Source organism: Serratia sp. JKS000199 (genome assembly GCF_900215455.1).
GTDB classification, from domain to species: domain Bacteria; phylum Pseudomonadota; class Gammaproteobacteria; order Enterobacterales; family Enterobacteriaceae; genus Serratia; species Serratia ureilytica.
Genome location: NZ_LT907843.1, coordinates 4,552,256 through 4,573,697 on the forward strand (window position 1 = coordinate 4,552,256; position 21,442 = coordinate 4,573,697).

General features: G+C 59.5%; 19 protein-coding genes, 4 tRNA genes and 2 other RNA genes. 20 read left to right on the top strand and 5 right to left on the bottom strand.

Annotation, left to right across the window (positions count from 1 at the left end):
* Positions 1-40 precede the first annotated feature (40 nt).
* The 14 genes from rfbA to CPH57_RS21575 all read left to right on the top strand — a co-directional run bounded on the left by rfbA (position 41) and on the right by CPH57_RS21575 (position 9,929).
* Positions 41-922 carry a glucose-1-phosphate thymidylyltransferase RfbA gene (rfbA, locus tag CPH57_RS21510; protein WP_033645039.1) on the top strand — a complete coding sequence of 294 codons (882 nt, stop codon included), beginning with the start codon at positions 41-43 and terminating at the stop codon, positions 920-922.
* The gene (gene rffC, locus CPH57_RS21515) at positions 900-1,631 is read left to right on the top strand and encodes a dTDP-4-amino-4,6-dideoxy-D-galactose acyltransferase (protein ID WP_047573152.1); all 732 of its coding nucleotides are present in this window, start codon (positions 900-902) and stop codon (positions 1,629-1,631) included. Before rfbA ends, rffC begins: the two co-directional genes overlap by 23 nt.
* A complete protein-coding gene (gene rffA / locus CPH57_RS21520; RefSeq protein ID WP_033631478.1) occupies positions 1,618-2,748 on the top strand; it encodes a dTDP-4-amino-4,6-dideoxygalactose transaminase in 1,131 nt (376 codons plus the stop codon). The genes rffC and rffA overlap by 14 nt, the downstream gene beginning before the upstream one ends.
* 1 nt (position 2,749) lies before the next feature.
* Positions 2,750-4,000 carry a lipid III flippase WzxE gene (wzxE, locus tag CPH57_RS21525; RefSeq protein ID WP_096242709.1) on the top strand — a complete coding sequence of 417 codons (1,251 nt, stop codon included), beginning with the start codon at positions 2,750-2,752 and terminating at the stop codon, positions 3,998-4,000.
* Positions 3,997-5,082: a TDP-N-acetylfucosamine:lipid II N-acetylfucosaminyltransferase gene (locus CPH57_RS21530; RefSeq protein WP_033645035.1), complete on the top strand. Its 1,086-nt coding sequence runs from the start codon at positions 3,997-3,999 to the stop codon at positions 5,080-5,082. The genes wzxE and CPH57_RS21530 overlap by 4 nt, the downstream gene beginning before the upstream one ends.
* Complete coding sequence (wzyE, locus tag CPH57_RS21535) at positions 5,079-6,446, top strand: ECA oligosaccharide polymerase (RefSeq protein ID WP_033631481.1); 1,368 nt, start codon at positions 5,079-5,081, stop codon at positions 6,444-6,446. The genes CPH57_RS21530 and wzyE overlap by 4 nt, the downstream gene beginning before the upstream one ends.
* A gap of 14 nt (positions 6,447-6,460) precedes the next feature.
* On the top strand, positions 6,461-7,201 hold the full coding sequence (gene wecG, locus CPH57_RS21540; protein ID WP_089197580.1) for a lipopolysaccharide N-acetylmannosaminouronosyltransferase: 741 nt from the start codon (positions 6,461-6,463) through the stop codon (positions 7,199-7,201).
* Positions 7,202-7,566: 365 nt separating this feature from the next.
* Positions 7,567-8,970, top strand: coding sequence for an amino acid permease (locus tag CPH57_RS21545; protein ID WP_004934226.1), 1,404 nt, complete (start codon positions 7,567-7,569; stop codon positions 8,968-8,970).
* Between the two features lie 135 nt (positions 8,971-9,105).
* Positions 9,106-9,182: transfer RNA gene (locus CPH57_RS21550), tRNA-Arg, on the top strand.
* Between the two features lie 63 nt (positions 9,183-9,245).
* Positions 9,246-9,321, top strand: a tRNA-His gene (locus CPH57_RS21555).
* Positions 9,322-9,363: 42 nt separating this feature from the next.
* Positions 9,364-9,450, top strand: a tRNA-Leu gene (locus CPH57_RS21560).
* Positions 9,451-9,524: 74 nt separating this feature from the next.
* Positions 9,525-9,601, top strand: a tRNA-Pro gene (locus tag CPH57_RS21565).
* A 35-nt stretch (positions 9,602-9,636) separates the two neighbouring features.
* Positions 9,637-9,765, top strand: a non-coding RNA gene (locus tag CPH57_RS21570) — RtT sRNA.
* 32 nt (positions 9,766-9,797) lie between these two features.
* Positions 9,798-9,929, top strand: a non-coding RNA gene (locus CPH57_RS21575) — RtT sRNA.
* Positions 9,930-10,636: 707 nt separating this feature from the next.
* Here the strand turns inward: CPH57_RS21575 and hemY are convergent.
* The 4 genes from hemY to hemC are packed head-to-tail and all read right to left on the bottom strand — an operon-like array spanning position 10,637 to position 14,662.
* A complete protein-coding gene (hemY, locus tag CPH57_RS21580; RefSeq protein ID WP_033645031.1) occupies positions 10,637-11,833 on the bottom strand; it encodes a protoheme IX biogenesis protein HemY in 1,197 nt (398 codons plus the stop codon).
* Positions 11,834-11,836: 3 nt separating this feature from the next.
* Complete coding sequence (gene hemX, locus CPH57_RS21585; RefSeq protein WP_033645029.1) at positions 11,837-12,961, bottom strand: uroporphyrinogen-III C-methyltransferase; 1,125 nt, start codon at positions 12,959-12,961, stop codon at positions 11,837-11,839.
* A 22-nt stretch (positions 12,962-12,983) separates the two neighbouring features.
* Positions 12,984-13,724 carry a uroporphyrinogen-III synthase gene (hemD, locus tag CPH57_RS21590; protein WP_033645028.1) on the bottom strand — a complete coding sequence of 247 codons (741 nt, stop codon included), beginning with the start codon at positions 13,722-13,724 and terminating at the stop codon, positions 12,984-12,986.
* Positions 13,721-14,662 (bottom strand): hydroxymethylbilane synthase, encoded by a 942-nt coding sequence (gene hemC / locus CPH57_RS21595; protein ID WP_069100564.1) that lies wholly within the window; start codon positions 14,660-14,662, stop codon positions 13,721-13,723. Before hemC ends, hemD begins: the two co-directional genes overlap by 4 nt.
* Positions 14,663-14,978: 316 nt before the next feature.
* Between hemC and CPH57_RS21600 the strand changes: the two genes are divergently transcribed.
* Entirely contained in the window at positions 14,979-17,531 is a 2,553-nt protein-coding gene (locus tag CPH57_RS21600; protein WP_096242710.1) for a class I adenylate cyclase, read from the top strand.
* Positions 17,532-17,567: 36 nt separating this feature from the next.
* Here CPH57_RS21600 and cyaY read toward each other — a convergent pair whose 3' ends face one another.
* Positions 17,568-17,888 carry an iron donor protein CyaY gene (gene cyaY, locus CPH57_RS21605; protein WP_033645025.1) on the bottom strand — a complete coding sequence of 107 codons (321 nt, stop codon included), beginning with the start codon at positions 17,886-17,888 and terminating at the stop codon, positions 17,568-17,570.
* Positions 17,889-17,966: 78 nt separating this feature from the next.
* Here cyaY and CPH57_RS21610 point away from each other — a divergent pair, with 78 nt between their 5' ends.
* The 5 genes from CPH57_RS21610 to yigB all read left to right on the top strand — a co-directional run bounded on the left by CPH57_RS21610 (position 17,967) and on the right by yigB (position 21,403).
* Positions 17,967-18,173, top strand: coding sequence for a lipoprotein (locus tag CPH57_RS21610; protein ID WP_080273427.1), 207 nt, complete (start codon positions 17,967-17,969; stop codon positions 18,171-18,173).
* Between the two features lie 71 nt (positions 18,174-18,244).
* Entirely contained in the window at positions 18,245-19,069 is an 825-nt protein-coding gene (gene dapF / locus CPH57_RS21615; RefSeq protein WP_004934244.1) for a diaminopimelate epimerase, read from the top strand.
* Complete coding sequence (locus CPH57_RS21620; RefSeq protein WP_033645022.1) at positions 19,066-19,779, top strand: DUF484 domain-containing protein; 714 nt, start codon at positions 19,066-19,068, stop codon at positions 19,777-19,779. The genes dapF and CPH57_RS21620 overlap by 4 nt, the downstream gene beginning before the upstream one ends.
* Positions 19,776-20,687 carry a tyrosine recombinase XerC gene (gene xerC / locus CPH57_RS21625; protein WP_096242711.1) on the top strand — a complete coding sequence of 304 codons (912 nt, stop codon included), beginning with the start codon at positions 19,776-19,778 and terminating at the stop codon, positions 20,685-20,687. Before CPH57_RS21620 ends, xerC begins: the two co-directional genes overlap by 4 nt.
* The gene (gene yigB / locus CPH57_RS21630) at positions 20,687-21,403 is read left to right on the top strand and encodes a 5-amino-6-(5-phospho-D-ribitylamino)uracil phosphatase YigB (RefSeq protein WP_033636653.1); all 717 of its coding nucleotides are present in this window, start codon (positions 20,687-20,689) and stop codon (positions 21,401-21,403) included. Before xerC ends, yigB begins: the two co-directional genes overlap by 1 nt.
* Positions 21,404-21,442: the final 39 nt, after the last annotated feature.

The following is a 21,442-nucleotide window of genomic DNA, read 5'->3' on the forward strand; positions in this document are numbered from 1 at the left end:
AGTGCTGTCCTTATAAGGCGCTGCGGATTTGGGAGCTAGTATGAAAGGTATTATTCTGGCCGGCGGTTCCGGCACGCGTTTGCATCCGATCACGCGCGGTGTGTCCAAACAGCTGTTGCCGATCTATGACAAACCGATGATTTATTATCCGATGTCGGTGCTGATGTTGGCGGGGATTCGCGACATTTTAATCATCTCGACCCCAGCGGATTTGCCGTCCTTCGAACGTTTGCTGGGTAATGGCGAACAGTTTGGCGTCAATCTCAGCTACGCCGCGCAACCTAAGCCGGAAGGCCTGGCCCAGGCGTTCCTGATCGGCGAGGAGTTCATCAACGGCGATTCTTGCTGCCTGGTGTTGGGAGATAACATCTTCTTCGGCCAGTCTTTCAGTCCGAAATTAAAAACCGTCGCGGCTCGTACCGAGGGCGCCACCGTGTTCGGTTATCAGGTCATGGATTCTGAGCGCTTTGGCGTTGTGGAGTTTGACGACAATTTCCGCGCGCTGTCGATCGAAGAAAAACCGAAAAAACCGAAATCCGATTGGGCGGTAACCGGCTTGTATTTCTACGATAGCCAGGTGGTGGAGTTTGCCAAGCAGGTGAAGCCTTCCGAGCGCGGCGAGCTGGAAATTACCAGCATCAACCAGATGTATCTGGAGCGCGGTGATCTGACTGTCGAGCTGCTGGGGCGCGGTTTTGCCTGGTTGGACACCGGGACTCACGACAGCCTGCTGGAAGCCAGTAGCTTCGTGCAGACGGTCGAGAAACGTCAGGGATTTAAAATCGCCTGTCTGGAAGAGATCGCCTGGCGCAACGGTTGGCTGGATGATGAGGGCGTCAAACGTGCCGCCCACTCCTTGTCCAAAACCGGCTATGGCAAGTATTTGCTGGATTTGCTGCATGTGCGTCCACGCCATTATTGAGCCTTTGTCATGGGAAAGTGAGTTTTTCGCGCTGGACAGCGCGAAACTCATCTTCTCCTCCTCAGCCCCGGTTCTGGCTGAGGCCGACTTGGCGGCTTATGCCCTGGTGCAGGCCAAAATCTCCGCGCAGCAACTGGCCTTGGCGGATGGCTTGGCCGATTTCGGCTTCCGCTTGGTTGAGGGCGAGGTCGATCTGGTTTTGGCGCTTGATAACAGGTCGATACTTGAATTTGGTGACCGCGTACAGGCGATACGCTTTGCGACCGAGGCCGATATCCCCGCATTGCGTAGCGCGGCGGCTCAGGTGTTCGCCGCCAGCCGCTTTCGTGCGCCCTGGTATCAACCTGATGACAGCGGCCGGTTTTATGCTTTGTGGATCGAAAAGGCCGTTTTGGGCACCTTCGATCATCAGTGCCTGTTGGCGCTGGACGAACAGGGGCACCCAGAAGGATTCGTCAGCCTGCGCAATTTGGGCGAACGGGAAACACGCATCGGCCTGTTGGCAGCTTTCCCCGGCGCATCCGGCCGGGGGATTGGTTCCAGGCTGATGGCGGCGGCGCTCGCCGAATCCCGGCGTCAGGGGATGCAGCACCTGCGGGTCGCGACCCAGATAGGCAATATCGCCGCATTACGACTCTATCAACGACAGGGTGCCGTGATTGAAAGCACCGCGTACTGGTTATACAGAGGTAGACATGATTCCATTTAACGCACCACCGGTTGTTGGCACTGAACTGGAATATATGCAGGCTGCCATGGGCAGCGGCAAGTTGTGCGGCGACGGCGGTTTTACCCGTCGCTGCCAGCAGTGGATGGAACAGCATTTCGGCAGCGCGAAAGTGCTGTTGACGCCTTCCTGCACCGCGTCGTTGGAAATGGCCGCCATCCTGCTGGATATTCAGCCGGGCGACGAAGTGATCATGCCGAGCTTTACCTTCGTTTCAACCGCCAACGCCTTTGTGCTGCGCGGCGCCAAAGTGGTGTTCGTCGATCTGCGTCCGGACACCATGAACATCGACGAAACCAAAATCGAAGCGGCGATTACCGATAAAACCCGCGCGATCGTGCCGGTACACTACGCCGGCGTCGCCTGCGAGATGGATACCATCATGGCGCTGGCGAAGAAATATAACCTGTTCGTGGTGGAAGACGCCGCGCAGGGCGTGATGTCGACCTATAAAGGCAAGGCATTGGGCACCATCGGCCATATCGGCTGCTTCAGCTTCCATGAAACCAAAAACTATACCGCCGGCGGCGAAGGCGGTGCGACGCTGGTGAACGATCCGGCCCTGATCGATCGGGCGGAAGTCATCCGCGAGAAAGGCACCAACCGCAGCCAGTTCTTCCGTGGCCAGGTCGACAAATATACCTGGCGCGACATCGGCTCCAGCTACTTGATGTCTGACCTGCAGGCCGCCTACCTGTGGGGTCAGCTGGAAGTGGCGGAGCGCATCAACCAGCGCCGCCTGTCGCTGTGGCAGAAGTACTACGACAGTTTCCTGCCGTTGGTTCGGTCAGGCCGTATCGAGTTGCCGAGCATTCCGGCGGACTGCGTGCATAACGCGCACATGTTCTATATCAAGCTGCGCGATATCGAAGAGCGCACGGCCTTTATCGACTACCTGAAGGAAGCCGAAATCATGGCCGTGTTCCACTATATCCCGCTGCATGACTGCCCGGCCGGCGAACAGTTTGGCCGCTTTGCCGGCGAAGACCGTTACACCACGCAGGAAAGTGCGCGTCTGGTGCGCTTGCCGCTGTTCTACAATATGTCCGATGTCAATCAGCGTACGGTAATCAATACCATTCTGAGCTTCTTCGCCTGATATGTCGTTGGCAAAAGCATCGATATGGACCGCCGGCTCTACGCTGATCAAAATTGGCGTGGGGCTATTGGTGGTGAAATTGCTGGCGGTGGCGTTTGGCCCCAGCGGCGTGGGGCAGGCGGGTAACTTTCGCCAGTTGATCACCGTGCTGGGCGTGCTGTCCGGCGCGGGCATTTTTAACGGCATCACCAAATACGTGGCGGAGTACCACCAGGACTCGCAGCGTCTGCGTCTGGCGGTCGGCACCGCGTCGAGCATTGTGCTGGGCTTTTCGACCTTGCTGGCGCTGGTGTTTTTGTTCGCCGCCGAGCCGATCAGCATCGGGCTGTTCGGGCATGCCGATTACGTCGGCGTGGTGCGCGCCGTCGCCTTCATTCAGATGGGCATCGCCTACGCCAATCTGTTCATGGCGGTGCTGAAAGGCTATCGCGACGCGATGGGCAACGCGCTGGCGGTGATCGGCGGCAGCCTGATCGGCGTGGTGGCTTATTATCTGTGCTTCAAGCTGGGCGGCTATGAAGGCGCGCTGGCAGGGCTGGCGTTGGTGCCGGCGTTGGTGGTGCTGCCGGCCGGGCTGATGCTGTGGCGGCGCAAAACGTTGCCGCTGCGCTACCTGGCTCCGCGCTGGGACAAAGGGATGGCCGGCAATCTCGGCAAATTCACCCTCATGGCGTTGATCACCTCGGTGACGCTGCCGGTGGCTTACGTGATGATGCGTAACCTGTTGGCCGCGCATTACGGTTGGGATGAAGTGGGGATCTGGCAAGGCGTCAGCAGCATTTCCGATGCCTATCTGCAGTTTATCACCGCCTCGTTTACCGTCTATCTGCTGCCGACGCTGTCGCGGTTGACGGACAAGGGCGCCATCTCGCGGGAGATCGTGCGCTCGCTGAAATTCGTGCTGCCGGCGGTAGCGGCGGCGAGCTTTACGGTGTGGTTGCTGCGTGATTTCGCCATCTGGCTGCTGTTCTCGGACAAGTTCGTCGCCATGCGCGATCTGTTTGCCTGGCAGCTGGTGGGCGACGTGCTGAAAGTCGGGGCCTATGTGTTCGGCTATTTGGTGATCGCCAAAGCGTCGCTGCGCTTTTATATCCTGACGGAAGTCAGCCAGTTTCTGCTGCTGACGCTGTTCTCGCACTGGCTGATCCCGCTGCGCGGCGCGCTGGGGGCGGCTCAGGCCTATATGGCAACCTACATCGTGTATTTCGCGCTCTGTAGCTGCGTGTTTCTTATTTATCGTAGACGAGTATGACCACACTGATTCACGTTCTGGGATCCGATATCCCGCATCATAACCAGACGGTGCTGCGCTTCTTCAACGACGTGCTGGCGCCGCGTTTGCCGGCTGAGCAGACGCGGCATTTTATGGTGGCGGCCAAGGATGTGGCGGCACTGGGGGATTTCCCCGCCCTGAACATTGAGCCTTACGCCGACAAGAAGAGCCTGGCGGCGGCGGTGATCGCCCGCGCCCAGGCCGATCGCGATGCGCGCTTCTTCCTGCACGGTCAGTTTAACCCGGGGCTGTGGCTGGCGCTGCTGAGCGGCAAGATCAAGGCGCATCAGGTCAGTTGGCATATTTGGGGTGCCGATCTGTACGAAGACGCCACCAGCTGGAAATTTCGGCTGTTTTACCTGCTGCGCCGCATTGCTCAGGGGCGAGTGGGGAACGTGTTCGCCACCCGCGGCGACGTGATCCACTATCAGCAGCGCCATGCGCGGGTGCCGGCCTCGTTGTTGTACTTCCCGACGCGGATGGATCCGGCGCTGACCGACGTTCACGTCGAGAAAAATCTGGCCGGGCCGATGACGATTCTGGTGGGCAACTCCGGCGATCGCAGCAACCGGCATATCGAAGCGCTGCAGGCGATACATCAGCAGTTCGGCGCTGACGTGCGCGTGATCCTGCCGATGGGCTATCCGGCCAATAACGACGCCTACATCGAGCAGGTGCGCGCCGCCGGGTTGCCGCTGTTCGGCGAGAAAAACCTGCAGCTGCTCACGCAGCAGGTGGCGTTTGAGGACTACCTCAACATCCTGCGCGCCTGCGATCTGGGTTATTTCATTTTCAATCGCCAGCAGGGGATAGGCACCCTGTGTCTGCTGATTCAGTTTGGCGTGCCTTTCGTGCTCAGCCGGCAGAACCCGTTCTGGCAGGATTTGGCGGAACAGCACCTGCCGGTGCTGTTCTACGGCGACTCGCTCGACGAGGCGGTGGTGCGCGAAGCGCAGCGTCAGCTGGCGGCGGTGGATAAGCAGACGATCGCCTTCTTTAATCCGAACTATGTCGATGGCTGGCAGCAAGCCCTGGCGCTGGCGGCGGGAGAGCACTCATGACGTTGGCGCAATTCGGCGGTCTGTTCGTCGTCTACCTGGTCAGCCTGACGTTTATTCTGACGCTGACCTACCAGGAGTTTCGGCGCGTGCGCTTTAACTTCAACGTCTTCTTCTCGCTGCTGTATTTGCTGACGTTTTATTTCGGCTTCCCGCTGACCTGTCTGCTGGTGTTTCAGTTTGACGTCGAGGTGGTGCCGGTGGAGTTTCTGCTGTACGCCTTGCTGTCGGCGACGGCGTTTTACGCCATCTATTACGTCACCTACAAGACCCGGCTGCGCAAGCGCCGCTCTCAGCCGCGCGCGGCGCTGTTCACCATGAACCGGGTGGAAACCCATATGACCTGGGTGCTGCTGGCGCTGGTGGCGATCGGGACCGTGGGTATCTTCTTCATGCAGAACGGCTTCCTGCTGTTCAAGCTCAATTCCTACAGCCAGATCTTCTCCAGCGACGTGTCCGGCGTGGCGCTCAAACGGTTCTTCTACTTCTTCATTCCGGCGATGCTGGTGGTCTATTTCCTGCGGCAGGATCTGCGCGCCTGGTTCTTGTTCCTGGTGGCGACGGTGGCGTTCGGCATTTTGACCTACGTCATCGTCGGCGGCACCCGCGCCAATATCATCATCGCCTTCGCGCTGTTCCTGTTTATCGGCATCGTGCGCGGCTGGATCACGCTGTGGATGTTGGCGGCGGCCGGCATATTCGGCGTGGTCGGCATGTTCTGGCTGGCGTTGAAGCGCTACAGCCTGGACGTCAGCGGCGCGGAAGCGTTTTATACCTTCCTCTATCTGACCCGAGACACTTTCTCGCCGTGGGAAAATCTGGCGCTGCTGCTGCAAAATTACGACAAGATCGATTTCCAGGGCCTGGCGCCGATCCTGCGTGATTTCTACGTCTTTATCCCAACGTGGCTATGGCCGGGCCGGCCGGACGTGGTGCTGAACTCGGCCAACTATTTTACCTGGGAAGTGCTGAACAACCACTCCGGGCTGGCGATATCCCCGACGCTGATCGGTTCGCTGGTGGTGATGGGCGGCGCGCTGTTCATCCCGCTCGGCGCGATTCTGGTGGGCATGATCATCAAGTGGTTCGACTGGCTGTATGAGTTGGGCAAAACCGAACCGAACCGCTATAAGGCGGCTATCCTGCAAGGATTCTGCTTCGGCGCGGTGTTCAACATGATTGTATTGGCGCGCGAAGGGGTGGACTCATTCGTTTCGCGCGTGGTGTTCTTCTGCATTATTTTCGGCGCCTGTCTGGTGCTGGCGAAGTTGCTGTATTGGCTGTTCGATACCGCCGGGCTCATCAAGGCCAGAGTGACGCGCGCCCGCGCGCTGGCCTCTCCCCCAAGGGCGGACGGTCTTTTGTAAGGGTAATGACGACGATGGAAACAAAGATTTCGGTGCCGCAGTATGAGCTGCGCGGTTTCAGCCTGTGGGGCTTTCGCGATATGGCGCACTGCATGGACTTTCTGTTCGACGGCGGCCGAGTCAAACAGGGCACGTTGGTGGCCATGAATGCGGAAAAGATCCTGAAGGCGGAAGAGGACCCGGCGCTGCATGCGTTGCTGGATGAAGCGGAGTACAAGTACGCCGACGGCATCAGCATGGTGCGCTCGATTCGCCGCAAATACCCGGCGGCGGACGTTTCGCGCGTCGCGGGCGCCGATCTTTGGGAAGCCTTGATGCAGCGCGCCGGCCGTGCAGGCACGCCGGTCTTCCTGATCGGCGGCAAGCCGGAGGTGCTGGCGGAAACCGAACGGAAGCTGCGCAGCCAGTGGAATGTCAACCTGGTGGGCAGCCAGGACGGCTATTTCAAACCGGATCAGCGAGAGGCGCTGTTCGAGCGTATTCGCGCCAGCGGCGCCGCCATCGTGACGGTGGCGATGGGATCGCCGAAGCAGGAGATCCTGATGCGCGACTGCCGCAAGGTGCATCCGCAGGCGCTGTACATGGGCGTGGGCGGCACCTACGACGTCTTTACCGGCCATGTGAAGCGTGCGCCCAAGGTATGGCAGAAACTCGGTCTGGAGTGGCTTTACCGCCTGCTCAGCCAGCCCAGCCGCATCGGCCGGCAGCTGAAGCTGTTGAAGTTTGTCGGCTACTACTACAGCGGTAAAATGTAATCGCTTATCCGGGGTGGAATGTGTCGGTTCGCCCCGGTCTGCTGTACCAATAATCTGCTTTTGCCTATTTCTCCCGCATATCTATAACCCCCAGCCCTAAACGTCGCCGCATTTATTCCATAAAGTTTTAAATTGCGGTTTGCTTATAGCGACGAAATGCGAAACGATACCGCCCGGAAATTATCCCTGGCCGCTGAAGCCTGATGCGACAGCGCTGAACGATGTTCTTCTCACGGTAACTTCGCTCCGACTACCCGTTGATGCCAACCCGAACGGCAGGGGATGATTTATTCTTTTAATAATGACAATAACGACCGGCAGCGGCCGGCAGGCAAACACAACCCGAGAAAAATTATTGAGGATTTATGGCACACAAAGAGAAACCGCAAGGGCTACACCGAGGCCTTGAGGCCCGGCACATCGAGCTTATCGCTCTCGGGGGCACCATTGGTGTCGGCCTGTTTATGGGATCGGCCAGTACGCTGAAATGGGCCGGGCCGTCGGTACTGCTGGCTTACATCATCGCCGGGCTGTTCGTGTTCTTCATTATGCGTTCGATGGGGGAGATGCTGTTCCTCGAGCCGGTCGCCGGGTCGTTCGCCGTTTACGCGCATAAATACATGAATCCCTATTTCGGCTACCTGACCGCCTGGGGTTACTGGTTTATGTGGATCGCCGTCGGCATTTCGGAGATCACCGCCATCGGGGTGTATGTGCAGTTCTGGTTCCCGGAAATACCGCAGTGGGTCCCCGCGCTGATCGCCGTGGCGATGGTGGCGCTGGCCAACCTGGCGGCGGTGCGCCTGTACGGTGAGCTGGAGTTCTGGTTCGCCATGATCAAGGTCACCACCATCATCGTGATGATTCTGGTGGGGCTGGGGGTGATCTTCTTCGGTTTCGGCAACGGCGGTGAACCTATCGGTTTCGCCAATCTGACGGCGCACGGCGGCTTCTTTGCCGGCGGCTGGAAGGGCTTCCTGTTTGCGCTGTGCATCGTGGTGGCGTCCTATCAGGGGGTTGAGCTGGTGGGCATTACCGCCGGGGAAGCCAAAAACCCGCAGGTGACGCTGAAACGTGCGATCAACAATATCCTGTGGCGCATCCTGATCTTCTATGTCGGCGCGATCTTCGTCATCGTGACCATCTTCCCTTGGAACGGCATCGGCACTACCGGCAGCCCGTTCGTGCTGACCTTCGCCAAGATCGGCATCGTCGCCGCTGCCGGCATCATTAACTTCGTGGTACTGACCGCCGCGCTTTCCGGTTGCAACAGCGGCATGTACAGCGGCGGCCGCATGCTGTACGCCCTGGCCAAGAATCGCCAACTGCCGGCGGCGCTGACCAAGCTTTCCGCCAGCGGCGTGCCGGTCAACTGCATCGCCGTCACCATCGGCTGCCTGTTGGTGGGCTCCGCGCTGAACTACATCATCCCTAATCCGGAGCAGGTGTTCGTCTATGTCTACAGCGCCAGCGTGTTGCCGGGCATGGTGCCGTGGTTCGTGGTGCTGATAAGCCAACTCTATTTCCGCCGCGCGCACAAGGAAGCGATCAAAAACCACAGCTTTAAGTCGATCATGTTCCCGTATGTGAACTATCTGACCATCGCTTTTCTGGTTTGCGTGCTGGTCGGCATGGGAATCAACCCGGATACGCGAATTTCCCTGCTGGTCGGGGCGATTTTCTTAGCGGGCGTCAGCCTGTGCTACTTCGCTTTCGGCATGCATAAGAAACATCATCCGGCTGAAAATCGGGTAGAAACGCGGCAATAAACGGTGAAAAGGGGCTACGGAGTGCGCTTTCCTGCGCAGGAGTGAGCAAAGCGTAATCAAACGCAACATTTCTGCGAAAAAGCACTAGACAGGATTGGTGTAAATCCGTAGTATCCCCTCCCGCAACGGCGCTACGCGCCCGTAGCTCAGCTGGATAGAGCGCTGCCCTCCGGAGGCAGAGGTCTCAGGTTCGAATCCTGTCGGGCGCGCCATTAAGTTTGTGCGCAGGAGCTGCGGTGGTAATATTACCGCGTGAGTAAGAAGAAGTAGTAATGGTGGCTATAGCTCAGTTGGTAGAGCCCTGGATTGTGATTCCAGTTGTCGTGGGTTCGAGTCCCATTAGCCACCCCACTTCCTAAGCGAAGTGAAGATTTAGCAGTATTTTGTGACAGTGCGAAGGTGGCGGAATTGGTAGACGCGCTAGCTTCAGGTGTTAGTGTTCTTACGGACGTGAGGGTTCAAGTCCCTCTCTTCGCACCACGCAAAATATCTGATAAATATAAGATTTATATGGACAACGGTCTGATAAATCGGGTAGTATGAGCAACACAAATCGGCGAGTAGCGCAGCTTGGTAGCGCAACTGGTTTGGGACCAGTGGGTCGGAGGTTCGAATCCTCTCTCGCCGACCACATTCGAAAAACCTGCTTTTTAAAGCAGGTTTTTTTTCGCCTGCGGTTTATGAGGATGAGCACCTCCGCAGGAGGTTCGAGCCTCGCGAAGCGAGACAACGTTGCTTTAGCAACGGCCCGCAGGGCGCGCATCAAGGATGCGCGTAATCCTCTCTCGCCGACCACTTTCAAAGAAACCGACGCAAGTCGGTTTTTTTACGCCTGCAGTTTATGAGGATGAGCACCTCCGCAGGAGGTTCGAGCCTCGCGAAGCGAAACAACGTTGCTTTAGCAACGGCCCGCTGGGCGTTACATCCTGGGGCGCGCGTCATCTTTCTCTCGCCGACCAGTTTCAAAGAAACCGACGTAAGTCGGTTTTTTTACGTCCGCCGTTTATGAGGGTAAGTCCTTCCCGCCGCGACGAAACGCATAGCGACCAACCCGTGCAGCATTGCACGGGTTTTTGCGTATCTGAACATTGGCATTTTGTCTCAACCGGCACGTGTGTAGGTTTTCAGCGACAATGTGGTTCGACGTTGTCGCCAGCTTGAGACACATAATTAATTGATTTTAAACATTAAAATTGGCTTTGGCTTAAGTCGTCGTTTTGCGGCGACAGCGCCAGATCGGCCGTGGGTAAAGAACGACAGGGGACGGCATGCTGAGAGAAAGTTAGGAGTAAATAAAAATTCAATATTTTCAATTAATTGAATGCTATTTTTTATAGAGACTTTCCTGGATCTGAAAGTTGGCACGCCAAGTGCAATACCTACAGCGTAGATGCTCATTCCATTTCTTATGTTCGCCTTAGGCTTCATAAACCCTGGGAATGACGCAGAGCCGATTTAGGGTGCCTATCGCCCACGAGAACGATGACTAACCCGTCATCACGCTCAGGGCAAAACGTTGAGTGAGGCACCGCCCCTGTTGTCCTAGACCTGATTGCTTCTTTATACACTTGCCATGCGGCAAGTGTTTTTTTTTTTGCGCTTCAGCAAGCTAACGGGCAAAAAAAAGCGTGGCACCGAGGCCACGCTTTCTCTGCCGGGCGGGCCGTTATTCGCCGCCGTTCTGTTTCAGCGTCAACATCAGTCCTTCACGCCGCATCTGCGCCGCTTCATCCGAACGATGCAGTTTCTCCAGCGTATCGGCCAGCCAGGCGTAATCGTAGGCGTCCGGACGCTGTTTCAGCGCTTCGCGGAAGGCGTCGGCCGCCTGCTGCCACTCGCCGTGCTTCATCAGCAACTGCCCCAGCGTGCTGTTCAACAGCGGCGTCGCGCCGTGCTGCTTCATCTGCTGACGCAGCGCTTTCTCAAGCTGCTCGGGGTTGCCGGACTTCAGCCGTGGCAGCAACAGCACCAGGCGCTCGTCATATTGGCGTTTCAGGCCGTCGAGCACAATCTCCTGCGCCAGTTCGTGGTCGTTGCATTCGATCAGGTGCTCCACCATCGCGATTTGCAGCGGCACTTCGTGACGCGTCTTGCGGCTCTGATCTTTCCACCAGCGTTTCAGGCCTTCGCTGCCTTCGTCCGCCATCGCCTGATTCATCAGCCCGATGTAAGCCTGTTGCTGCAACGCCTGCAGTTGCTCTTCGCTGTGCAGTTCGATTTTACGCATCGACGGCAGCACTTCCAGCAGCGACGCATAGGCGCCGGTGCGCAGATAGGCTTGTTCCGCCAGGCGCAACACTTCCGGATGGCGCGGCGCCTGGTTCAGCAGGCGATCGACGCCGTGGCGCGCGGCGTGGTTCTCGCCCTGCGCCAGCTGGATGCGAACCCGGGTGATATCCACCGGTAGCTGATCGGTATCGGCGGCTTCGGCGGCCCGCTCCAGATACTGATTGGTACGGAAGTCATCGCCGCGTTGCTGCGCAGCCTCGGCGGCCAGCAGATAGTTCACCACCGGTTGCTCAGCGTGATCGGCGTTGCGCGTCATCAGTTTTTCAACCTGCTTGTAGTCGCCCTCCGCCAGTTTGATCAGCGCGGCTTTGGTTTGCTGACGCGCGCGGGTGCGCTTGCGGCCGATAAACCAACCGCGCGTGCGGGCGCCGGTACGGAAGATGCGGCGCAGGATCCACTCGATCGCCAGCAGCACCACGAACAGCAGCACCAACATGATCACCAGGCCGGTGACGCTGGTTTCAATATTGTAGTTATCGGTCTGGATCAGCACATAGCCCTGATGCCCGGCCAACATCGGCCCGAGCACCACGCTGGCGATCACCACCAGGAACAGAAATAGCACGCGTAACATGGCTTAACCCTCCTGATGAGCGGCAGGGGACTGGGTCATCAGGTTGCGCACCCGGGTCTGCATCACTTTCTCGAGCAGCGGCTGGCTTTTCAGCTGATCCGGCACGTCCATCGAGATCGACTGTTGGCTCAGGCTGTCCAGCTCTTCAAGGAAGGCCTTGGTCGCCGGGTCGGTGGTGTCGAAATAGGCGCGCACCCAGGTGGAGACGGTTTCCAGCGACTGCTTGTAGGTCTCGTTCTGGTGACGCGGAATGGCCTGTGCGGCCACCAGCAGGCGCGAACGGATGTTTTCGCGCAGGTAGATGTCCTGATTCGGGGCCAGCAGCGGTTCGGCGCTGGTATCGCGACGGCGGATGGTGATGAAGTCGGCCATGAAATTGCGCCAGCTCTTGGCCAGGTTCTGCCGCCATTCGCCGATCGAGCCGGAGAGCTCGCTGCTGTTTTGATCCATCGGCGCTTCGTCGGTGTCGTTATCGGCCAGGCGCAGGTTATCTACCTGATTGGACAGCTGATTGACCTTGAGGATGATGCCGTCGTAATCGACCTGGGTCAGCGTAGAAAGCGTGCTGATGTCTTCGGTAATGGCGCGGCGCACGTCCAGCAGGCTCGGATCGTTCATGTCCGCCAGGCTGGCGTCGGCGCTTTTCAGCAGCGCGGCGGCGCTGGTCACGTCCTGATCGCTCCATAGCTTGCGGCCGGCCATTTTCACCAGGAAATCGGCCTGCGCCAGCAGCCAGGTTTTGGCGTCGCTGCCGGAGATGGTCGCCACTTTTTCCTGCAGCTCGCTCAGTTGGCGCGCCAGGTTTGCCTGCTCGCGATCGGCGGCGTCCAGGGTTTTACCCTGCTGTTGCAACAGGCCTTCCAGCGCATTTCTTTCCTGCTGCTGGCTCTGCTTCACGCCGTCAAGCTGCTGCTGCAGCGCCTGATTGGCAGCGATCAGCTGTTGTGCCTGCTTGTGCGTATGGTAATAACCGCCCGCGCCGAGGGCGATGACCAGCACGATAGCGATCGCGCCGAGCACCGGGCCGGTGTTCTTGCCTTTGCGGCTGGCAGCGGCTGGCTGCTGGGAGCTCTCAACCGCGGTGGTGGGTTCTTCAACCGGGGCGGCTGGGGTATTTTGTTCCGTCATAGTGGCACATCCCATAGTCAGATTATTGTAGCGCGCGGATCAGCGCGTCATTATCGGCGTTGTCAGCTACCCGAATCGTACGCCAGCCCAATTCCCGGGCGAGGGTAGCCAGGCGTTCGCTCACTACTACCAGGCGGCAACGCAGCAGCCATGAAGAACGATAGTAATCAGGAACTAAAGTATAGAGCTGTTGTAACATTTCACCGCTGGTCACCACCAGCGTATCCACACCGGCGCGCTGCCAGTGGGCGCTTTGCTCGCTGCCGTCGTAGTGCACCGGGCTGCGTTGATAGCATTCATAATAGCTGACGTCGGCGCCGCGCTCGCTCAGCGTCGACCCCAACAGTTCGCGGCCGCCGTTGCCGCGTAAAATCAGCGCGCGTTTGCCCGCCAATTTTTGCAGCGCCGGCAGCAGCAGCAGCGTTTCGCTGATCTCGCGTTCGCGCGGGTATTCCACCGGCAAACTGCTGATGCGGTGCAGCGCCAGCCCGGTGGTGCGGCCGATGGCGTAATAAGCCAGGTGAGCGGGCCAGCTCAGCCCGGCGCGGCCGATAACCGAATCGGCATAACTCACCGAATGTTGCGACAGCACGAACACCAGATCGCCGGCGCTAAGCTGCTGCAACGCCTGCGGCAGCTTCGGCAGATCGCCGCCCGGCGCGAAGTCGATCAGCGGTGCATGATAGGCAACCCGGCCGAGTGCGCGCAGCCGGCTCACTAACAGCTCCCCCGAAGGCGATGGGCGGGTTACCAGGATCGTCATGCCGGCGGATTTCCCTGATAAACCTCGCGCAGGATCTCGCGCGCGCCGCGCGCCAGCAACTCTTCCGCCAGCTCAACGCCCATCCGTTCGGCCTCGGCGGCCGGGCCGCGGCGTTCGCCGCGCACCATCTGGCTGCCGTCCGGCGCGCCGACCAGGGCGCGCAGCCACAGGCTGTCGCCATCCAGTTCGGCATAGCTGCCGATCGGCACCTGGCAGCCGCCTTCCAGGCGGGTGTTCATCGCCCGCTCGGCGCGCACGCGGGTTTCGGTGGCCGCATGGTTCAGCGGCGCCAGCAGCGAGCGGGTGACGCTGTCGTCGAGACGGCATTCAATGCCGACCGCACCCTGGCCGACCGCCGGCAGGCACTCTTCGGCGCTCAGCGGGCTGCGGATGCGTTGCTCCAGGCCTAAACGCTTCAGGCCGGCCACCGCCAGGATAATCGCGTCGTAGTCGCCGTTGTCCAGCTTGGCCAGGCGAGTGCCGACGTTACCGCGCAGGTCGCGCACGACAAGATCCGGGCGGCGTTCACGCAGCTGGCACTGACGGCGCAGGCTGGAGGTGCCGACCACGCTGCCCAGCGGCAGCTGACCGAGCGAGGCGAAACGATTGGAAACAAAAGCGTCGCGCGGATCTTCGCGTTCGCAAATGGTGGTCAAACCGAGCCCGGCAGGGAAATCGACCGGCACGTCTTTCATCGAATGCACGGCGATGTCGGCGCGGCCTTCCAGCAGCGCGAGCTCGAGTTCTTTAACAAACAGGCCTTTACCGCCGACTTTCGCCAACGGCGTATCCAGAATAACGTCGCCGCGGGTGACCATCGGCACCAACTCGACCTGTAGGCCGGGATGGCAGGCCATCAGACGTTGCTGCACATAATGTGCTTGCCAAAGTGCAAGCGGGCTTTGTCGGGTGGCAATTCGAATAATTTTGTCTAACATGCTTGTTACCGTTTTTATATTTCGCCATCCATCCTACCACTGAGAGTCAATACTGTCAGTGCAAGAAGCCGGAGGCGGAAAAAGGACAACGGAATCAAAGGGACGTGTGATGTGCTTTGGGGCAGTTAACACTGCGGGTAAATCGTTTAGGGAAGCGCTACAATAATTGTGAAGCGTTACCTCCTTTACGGTCAATCAGCAAGGTGTTAAATTGATCACGTTTCCAGCAATAAGTCGCCAAATATTCTTCTTACACTAACGGCGCTTATGGAATACGGGTTTTTTTCTAAACACCGGGATAATCAGGCGAGACGTCTTGTACCTCTACATCGAGACATTGAAGCAGAGACTGGATGCGATCAATCAGCTACGCGTCGATCGCGCCCTGGCGGCTATGAAGCCCGCGTTTCAACGGGTATACAGTCTGCTGCCCACCTTACTGCACCACCACCACCCGCTGATGCCGGGGTACCTGAACGGTAACGTTCCCCACGGCATTTGCCTCTACACGCCTGATGAAACTCAACAAGATTACCTGAACGATTTAGAAGACAAATGGGGCAGCCCGTTTGACAAACCGGCCAGCGGCGAGCTGCCGATCACCGGCGTCTACTCGATGGGCAGCACCTCGTCTATCGGCCAAAGCTGCAGCTCGGATCTCGACATCTGGGTCTGCCACCAGTCCTGGCTGGACAACGAAGAACGCACCCGCCTGCAGCAAAAATGCAGCCTGCTTGAGAAGTGGGCCGCCTCGATGGGGGTGGAAGTCAGCTTCTTCCTGATCGACGAAAACCGCTTCCGCCATAATGAAAGCGGCAGCCTGGGCGGCGAAGACTGCGGCTCGACGCAGCACATCCTGTTGCTGGACGAGTTCTACCGCACCGCGGTGCGCCTGGCCGGCAAACGCATCCTGTGGAACATGGTGCCGGGCGAAGAAGAAGCGCACTACGATGAATACGTGCTGTCGCTGTACGCGCAGGGCGCGCTGACGCCGAACGAGTGGCTGGATCTCGGCGGCCTGAGTTCGCTGTCGGCGGAAGAGTACTTCGGCGCCAGCCTGTGGCAGCTGTACAAGAGCATCGATTCGCCTTACAAGGCGGTGCTGAAAACACTGCTGCTGGAAGCCTATTCCTGGGAATACCCCAATACCCAACTGCTGGCGACGGACATCAAACATCGCCTGCACCAGGGCGAGATCGTCAGCTTCGGGCTCGACGCCTACTGCATGATGCTCGAGCGCGTCACCCGTTACCTGACCGACATCAACGACACCACCCGCCTCGATTTGGCCCGTCGCTGTTTCTACCTGAAAGTGTGTGAAAAGCTGTCGCTGGCCAAGGCCTGCGTCGGCTGGCGGCGCGAGATCCTCAGCCAATTGGTCAGCGAGTGGGGCTGGAGCGAAGAGCGTCTGGCGATGCTGGACAACCGCGCCAACTGGAAGATCGAGCGAGTGCGCGAAGCGCACAACGAACTGCTCGACGCGATGATGCAGAGCTACCGCAACCTGATCCGTTTCGCCCGCCGCAACAACCTCAGCGTCAGCGCCAGCCCGCAGGATATCGGCGTGCTGACCCGCAAACTGTATGCGGCGTTCGAAGCGCTGCCCGGCAAGGTGACGCTGGTGAACCCGCAGATCTCGCCGGACCTGTCGGAAAACGATTTAACCTTTATTCATGTGCCGGTTGGCCGCGCCAACCGCACCGGCTGGTACCTGTATAATCAGGCACCGGCTATGGATTCGATCGTCAGCCATCAGCCGCTGGAATATAACCGCTACCTGAACAAGCTGGTGTCCTGGGCCTATTTCAACGGCCTGCTGACGCCGCAGACCCGCCTGCACATCAAGAGCGGCAATCTGTGTGACACCGCCAAGCTGCAGGAGCTGGTGGCCGACGTTTCCCATCACTTCCCGCTGCGCCTGCCGGCACCGACGCCGAAAGCGTTGTACAGCCCGTGCGAGATTCGCCATCTGGCGATCATCGTCAATCTGGAAAACGATCCGACCGCCGCCTTCCGCAATCAGGTGGTGCACTTCGATTTCCGCAAGCTGGACGTGTTCAGCTTCGGCCAGCAGCAGCAGTGTTTGGTGGGCAGCATCGATCTGCTGTATCGCAACTCCTGGAACGAAGTGCGTACCCTGCATTTCAGCGGCGAGCAGTCGGTGCTGGAAGCATTGAAAACCATTCTCGGCAAAATGCACCAGGACGCCGCGCCGCCGGAGTCGGTGGAAGTGTTCTGCTACAGTCAGCACCTGCGCGGCCTTATTCGCACCCGCATTCAGCAGCTGGTGTCGGAGTGCATCGAGCTGCGCCTGTCCAGCACCCGGCTGGAACCCGGCCGCTTCAAGGCGGTGCGCGTCGCCGGGCAAACCTGGGGGCTGTTCTTCGAGCGCCTGAGCGTGTCGGTGCAGAAGCTGGAGAACGCGGTGGAGTTTTACGGCGCCATCTCCAACAACAAGCTGCACGGCCTGTCTATCAAGGTGGAAACCGATCAGGTGCATCTGCCGCCGGTGGTGGACGGCTTCGCCAGCGAGGGGATCATCCAGTTCTTCTTCGAAGACACCTCAGACGACAAGGGCTTCAACATCTATATTCTGGATGAGTCGAATCGGGTGGAGGTGTATCACCACTGCGAGGGCAGCAAAGAGGAGCTGGTGCGCGACGTCAGCCGCTTCTATTCCTCGTCGCACGACCGCTTTACCTACGGCTCCAGCTTCATCAACTTCAACCTGCCGCAGTTCTATCAAATCGTGCAGCTCGACGGGCGCACGCAGGTGATCCCGTTCCGCAGCAACGTGCTGTCCAGCCTGTGCGTGACGGTGGCCGACGGCGCCGCTCAGCCGCTGAAGCAGCAGTTCCAGCTGCATTGACGCCGCAAGGGCTCGGTTGCCGAGCCCTGCTTAGCCTCAGGAAAAACTCAGTTCCTCGCCGGCCTGCGCGCTGGCCGCTTCGCTGAGCAGTTGGTAAAACGGCTGCCCGCTGCGATCGCATACCCAGACGCCGTCGCGGTAGTTGAAGTGGTAACCGCCGGCCTTGGTGGCGAGCCACACCTGGTGCAGCGGCTCCTGGCGGTTGATGACGATTTTGGTGCCGTTTTCGAAGCTCAGCGTCATCACGCCGCCATTGGTTTCGTAATCGATATCCGCATCGCCGTCAAAATCGTCCAGTGTCTCTTCAATATTCAGCATCAGCTGGTCGGCCAACTGGTGAAACTCACTGTCGTTCATATTCAATTCCTATTGCTTTTCATGATCCACCTGCGATTATAGAGACCTTGGACGCATGAATTACAGGCATTAATGCAAATGAAAAAACAACTACGCTATGCGCTGATGGCCGTTCTGGTTACCGGCCTCGCCGGCTGTGGTCTGAAAGGCCCGCTTTACTTCCCACCTGCCGACTCCGCCGGCCAAAAACCGGCCAAACCGCCGGTGCAAACGGGCGATCAGGTGCAAAAGAACCAGCAGGAGCAGTCTGGCTCTCAGCAAAAACCGTCGATGGTTGCCCAGTAACACCCGGTTTGCGGTGGCGAGCGCCGCCGCAAAATCAAGACGGATAGCGCGTCCAGATAGCGGAGTATGATATGCAGTTCTCCAAAATGCACGGTCTGGGCAACGACTTTATGGTGGTCGATGCCGTTACACAGAATGTCTATTTTTCACCTGAGCTGATCCGCCGGCTGGCCGATCGGCACCTGGGCGTCGGCTTTGACCAGATGCTGGTGGTAGAACCGCCTTACGATCCCGAGCTGGATTTTCACTACCGAATTTTTAACGCCGACGGCAGCGAAGTGGCGCAGTGCGGCAACGGCGCGCGCTGTTTCGCGCGCTTTGTGCGGCTGAAAGGGTTGACCAACAAGCGCGATATCCGCGTCAGTACCCAAACCGGGCGTATGGTGCTCAGCGTCACCGACGACGATCTGGTGTGCGTCAATATGGGCGAGCCGAATTTCGATCCGCAGGCGGTGCCGTTCCGCGCCGCCAAGGCGGAAAAGACCTACATCATGCGCGCGGCGGAACATACCGTGCTGTGCGGCGTGGTGTCGATGGGCAACCCGCATTGTGTTTTGCAGGTGGATGATGTAAAAACCGCCAAGGTGGAGCTGCTTGGACCGGTGCTGGAAGGGCATGAGCGCTTCCCGGAACGGGCCAACATCGGCTTTATGCAAGTGGTCAGCCGCGATCACATCAAGCTGCGCGTTTACGAGCGCGGCGCCGGTGAAACGCAGGCCTGCGGCAGCGGCGCCTGTGCGGCGGTGGCGGTAGGGATCCAACAGGAATTGCTGTCAGAAGAGGTGCATGTAGAACTGCCGGGCGGCAGCCTGCATATTCGCTGGAAAGGGCCGGGCAATCCGCTGTTTATGACCGGTCCGGCAACCCATGTCTATGACGGATTTATTCATCTATGAAAAGCGTAGAAGAACAGAGCGTCGCCGGCCTGGCGCTGGATGACGACGCCGTGATGCAGTACCTGCTGCAGAACCCGGATTTCTTTATTCGCAACGCGCGCCAGGTTGAGCAGATGCGCGTGCCTCACCCGGTGCGCGGCACCGTTTCGCTGGTGGAATGGCATCTGGCTCGCCAGCGCAATCACATCGAACGGCTGGAAGAAGAGATCACGCTGTTGATGGAGCAGGCCAGCGCCAACGAAGGGCTGTTCGCCAGGCTGCTGCACCTGCAGGCCGATCTGGCCACCGCCGACAGCCTGCAGGACATGCTAAACCGGCTGCAGCGCTGGGCGCGCGGCTTCGGTTTGGCCGGCGCCACGGTGCGGCTGTTCGCCGAGCGCTGGAATATCGGCGCGCCTTCCGATTTCACCCATCTGGCGCTGACGCGTTCGGCGTTCGAGCCGTTCCGCATTCAGCGGCTGGGCAGCGAACAACACTATCTCGGCAGCCTGAACGGCCCCGAGCTGCTGCTGCTGTTGCCGCAGGCCAAACAGATTGGCCAAATTGGCTCGGTGGCGCTGTCGATGTTGGGCGACGACGGCGAGCTGGGCATGGTGATCTTCAGCAGCCGCGATACGCAACATTATCAGCAGGGCATGGGCACGGTGATGCTCAATCAGCTGGCGCGCATGCTGCCGGCGCTGCTGGAACGCTGGATCGAACGCGCATGACGCCGATTGCGCCCAGCCTGCAGCAGCCGGTGGACGCTTTTCTGCGTTATCTCAAGGTAGAACGGCAACTCAGCCCGCTGACGCAGCTCAGCTATTCACGCCAGCTGACGGCGCTGATGCGCCTGGCGCAGGAGATCGGCGTCACCGACTGGACGACGCTGGACGCCGCCCGGGTGCGCATGCTGGCGGCGCGCAGCAAACGCGCCGGTCTGCAGTCCGCCAGCCTGGCGCTGCGGCTCTCTTCGTTGCGTAGCTTCCTCGATTGGCTGGTCAGCCAGGGCGTGCTGCACGCCAACCCCGCCAAGGGCATCCGCACGCCGCGCAGCGGCCGCCATCTGCCGAAAAACATCGACGTCGATGAAATGAACCAGCTGCTGGAGATCGAGCTCAACGATCCGCTGGCGGTGCGCGATCGCGCCATGCTGGAGGTGATGTACGGCGCCGGCCTGCGCCTCTCCGAGCTGGTGGGGCTGGATTGCCGCCATGTCGATATGGCGGCGGGCGAGGTGTGGGTGATGGGGAAAGGCAGCAAAGAACGCAAACTGCCGATTGGGCGCACCGCCGTCACCTGGCTGGAACACTGGCTGGCGATGCGCGATCTGTTTGGACCGCAGGACGACGCCATGTTCCTGTCCAATCAGGGGCGACGCATCTCGACGCGCAACGTGCAAAAACGCTTCGCCGAATGGGGCGTGAAGCAGGGCGTCAATAGCCATATCCATCCGCACAAGCTGCGCCACTCCTTCGCCACCCATATGCTGGAGTCCAGCGGCGATCTGCGCGCGGTGCAGGAGCTGCTCGGCCACGCCAACCTGACCACCACGCAAATTTATACCCACCTCGACTTTCAACATCTGGCGAACGTGTACGATGCCGCGCATCCGCGCGCCAAACGGGGGAAATCCTGATGCATTTTTATCGCCCGCTGCGCCCGCTGGCGGCGCTGACTTTCGATCTGGACGACACGCTGTATGACAACCGTCCGGTGATCCGGCAAACCGAGCAGCAGTCGGTGGCCTTCCTGCAGAGCTACCATCCCGGCCTGAACGGCTTCCAGTCGGCGGATTTCCACCGCCTGCGCCAGGAACTGCGCGAGCAGGATCCGGAGATCTACCACGACGTCACCCAGTGGCGCTGGCGCGCCATTCATCTGGCGTTGAGCCGGCAGGGGCTGCGCGACGCCGAAGCGGCGATCGGGGCCGATGCGGCGATGCAGAATTTCGCGCTGTGGCGCAGCCGTATCGAAGTGCCGGAAGCGACCCATGCCACGCTGAAGGCGCTGGCGGCGCGCTACCCGCTGGTGGCGATCACCAACGGCAACGCCGATCCGGCGCAGTGCGGCCTGGACGGCTACTTTCAGTTTGTGCTGCGTTCCGGGCCGGACGGGCGCGCCAAGCCGTATCAGGACATGTATCACCTGGCCGTCGAGCGGCTGGGCGTGGCGCCCGAGCAGATCCTGCACGTGGGCGACGATCTGACCACCGACGTGGCCGGCGCGCTGCGCGCGGGGCTGCAGGCCTGTTGGATCAACGATCGGCAACGCAGCCTGATGCAGGCCGCCGACAGCCGCCTGCTGCCGCATATTGAGATTTCGCAGTTGGCATCGCTGACAGCATTGTTATAATCCCTGCCAGAACTCTGTATAAATTTCCAGTGAAAAACC

What these genes read in the sequence shown, in the direction of transcription:
- rfbA (WP_033645039.1), top strand. Translation starts at nt 41, where the DNA reads ATGAAAGGTATTATTCTGGCCGGCGGTTCCGGCACGCGTTTGCATCCG.
- rffC (WP_047573152.1), top strand. Translation starts at nt 900, where the DNA reads ATGTGCGTCCACGCCATTATTGAGCCTTTGTCATGGGAAAGTGAGTTT.
- rffA (WP_033631478.1), top strand. Translation starts at nt 1,618, where the DNA reads ATGATTCCATTTAACGCACCACCGGTTGTTGGCACTGAACTGGAATAT.
- wzxE (WP_096242709.1), top strand. Translation starts at nt 2,750, where the DNA reads ATGTCGTTGGCAAAAGCATCGATATGGACCGCCGGCTCTACGCTGATC.
- CPH57_RS21530 (WP_033645035.1), top strand. Translation starts at nt 3,997, where the DNA reads ATGACCACACTGATTCACGTTCTGGGATCCGATATCCCGCATCATAAC.
- wzyE (WP_033631481.1), top strand. Translation starts at nt 5,079, where the DNA reads ATGACGTTGGCGCAATTCGGCGGTCTGTTCGTCGTCTACCTGGTCAGC.
- wecG (WP_089197580.1), top strand. Translation starts at nt 6,461, where the DNA reads ATGGAAACAAAGATTTCGGTGCCGCAGTATGAGCTGCGCGGTTTCAGC.
- CPH57_RS21545 (WP_004934226.1), top strand. Translation starts at nt 7,567, where the DNA reads ATGGCACACAAAGAGAAACCGCAAGGGCTACACCGAGGCCTTGAGGCC.
- hemY (WP_033645031.1), bottom strand. Translation starts at nt 11,833, where the DNA reads ATGTTACGCGTGCTATTTCTGTTCCTGGTGGTGATCGCCAGCGTGGTG.
- hemX (WP_033645029.1), bottom strand. Translation starts at nt 12,961, where the DNA reads ATGACGGAACAAAATACCCCAGCCGCCCCGGTTGAAGAACCCACCACC.
- hemD (WP_033645028.1), bottom strand. Translation starts at nt 13,724, where the DNA reads ATGACGATCCTGGTAACCCGCCCATCGCCTTCGGGGGAGCTGTTAGTG.
- hemC (WP_069100564.1), bottom strand. Translation starts at nt 14,662, where the DNA reads ATGTTAGACAAAATTATTCGAATTGCCACCCGACAAAGCCCGCTTGCA.
- cyaY (WP_033645025.1), bottom strand. Translation starts at nt 17,888, where the DNA reads ATGAACGACAGTGAGTTTCACCAGTTGGCCGACCAGCTGATGCTGAAT.
- CPH57_RS21610 (WP_080273427.1), top strand. Translation starts at nt 17,967, where the DNA reads ATGAAAAAACAACTACGCTATGCGCTGATGGCCGTTCTGGTTACCGGC.
- dapF (WP_004934244.1), top strand. Translation starts at nt 18,245, where the DNA reads ATGCAGTTCTCCAAAATGCACGGTCTGGGCAACGACTTTATGGTGGTC.
- CPH57_RS21620 (WP_033645022.1), top strand. Translation starts at nt 19,066, where the DNA reads ATGAAAAGCGTAGAAGAACAGAGCGTCGCCGGCCTGGCGCTGGATGAC.
- xerC (WP_096242711.1), top strand. Translation starts at nt 19,776, where the DNA reads ATGACGCCGATTGCGCCCAGCCTGCAGCAGCCGGTGGACGCTTTTCTG.
- yigB (WP_033636653.1), top strand. Translation starts at nt 20,687, where the DNA reads ATGCATTTTTATCGCCCGCTGCGCCCGCTGGCGGCGCTGACTTTCGAT.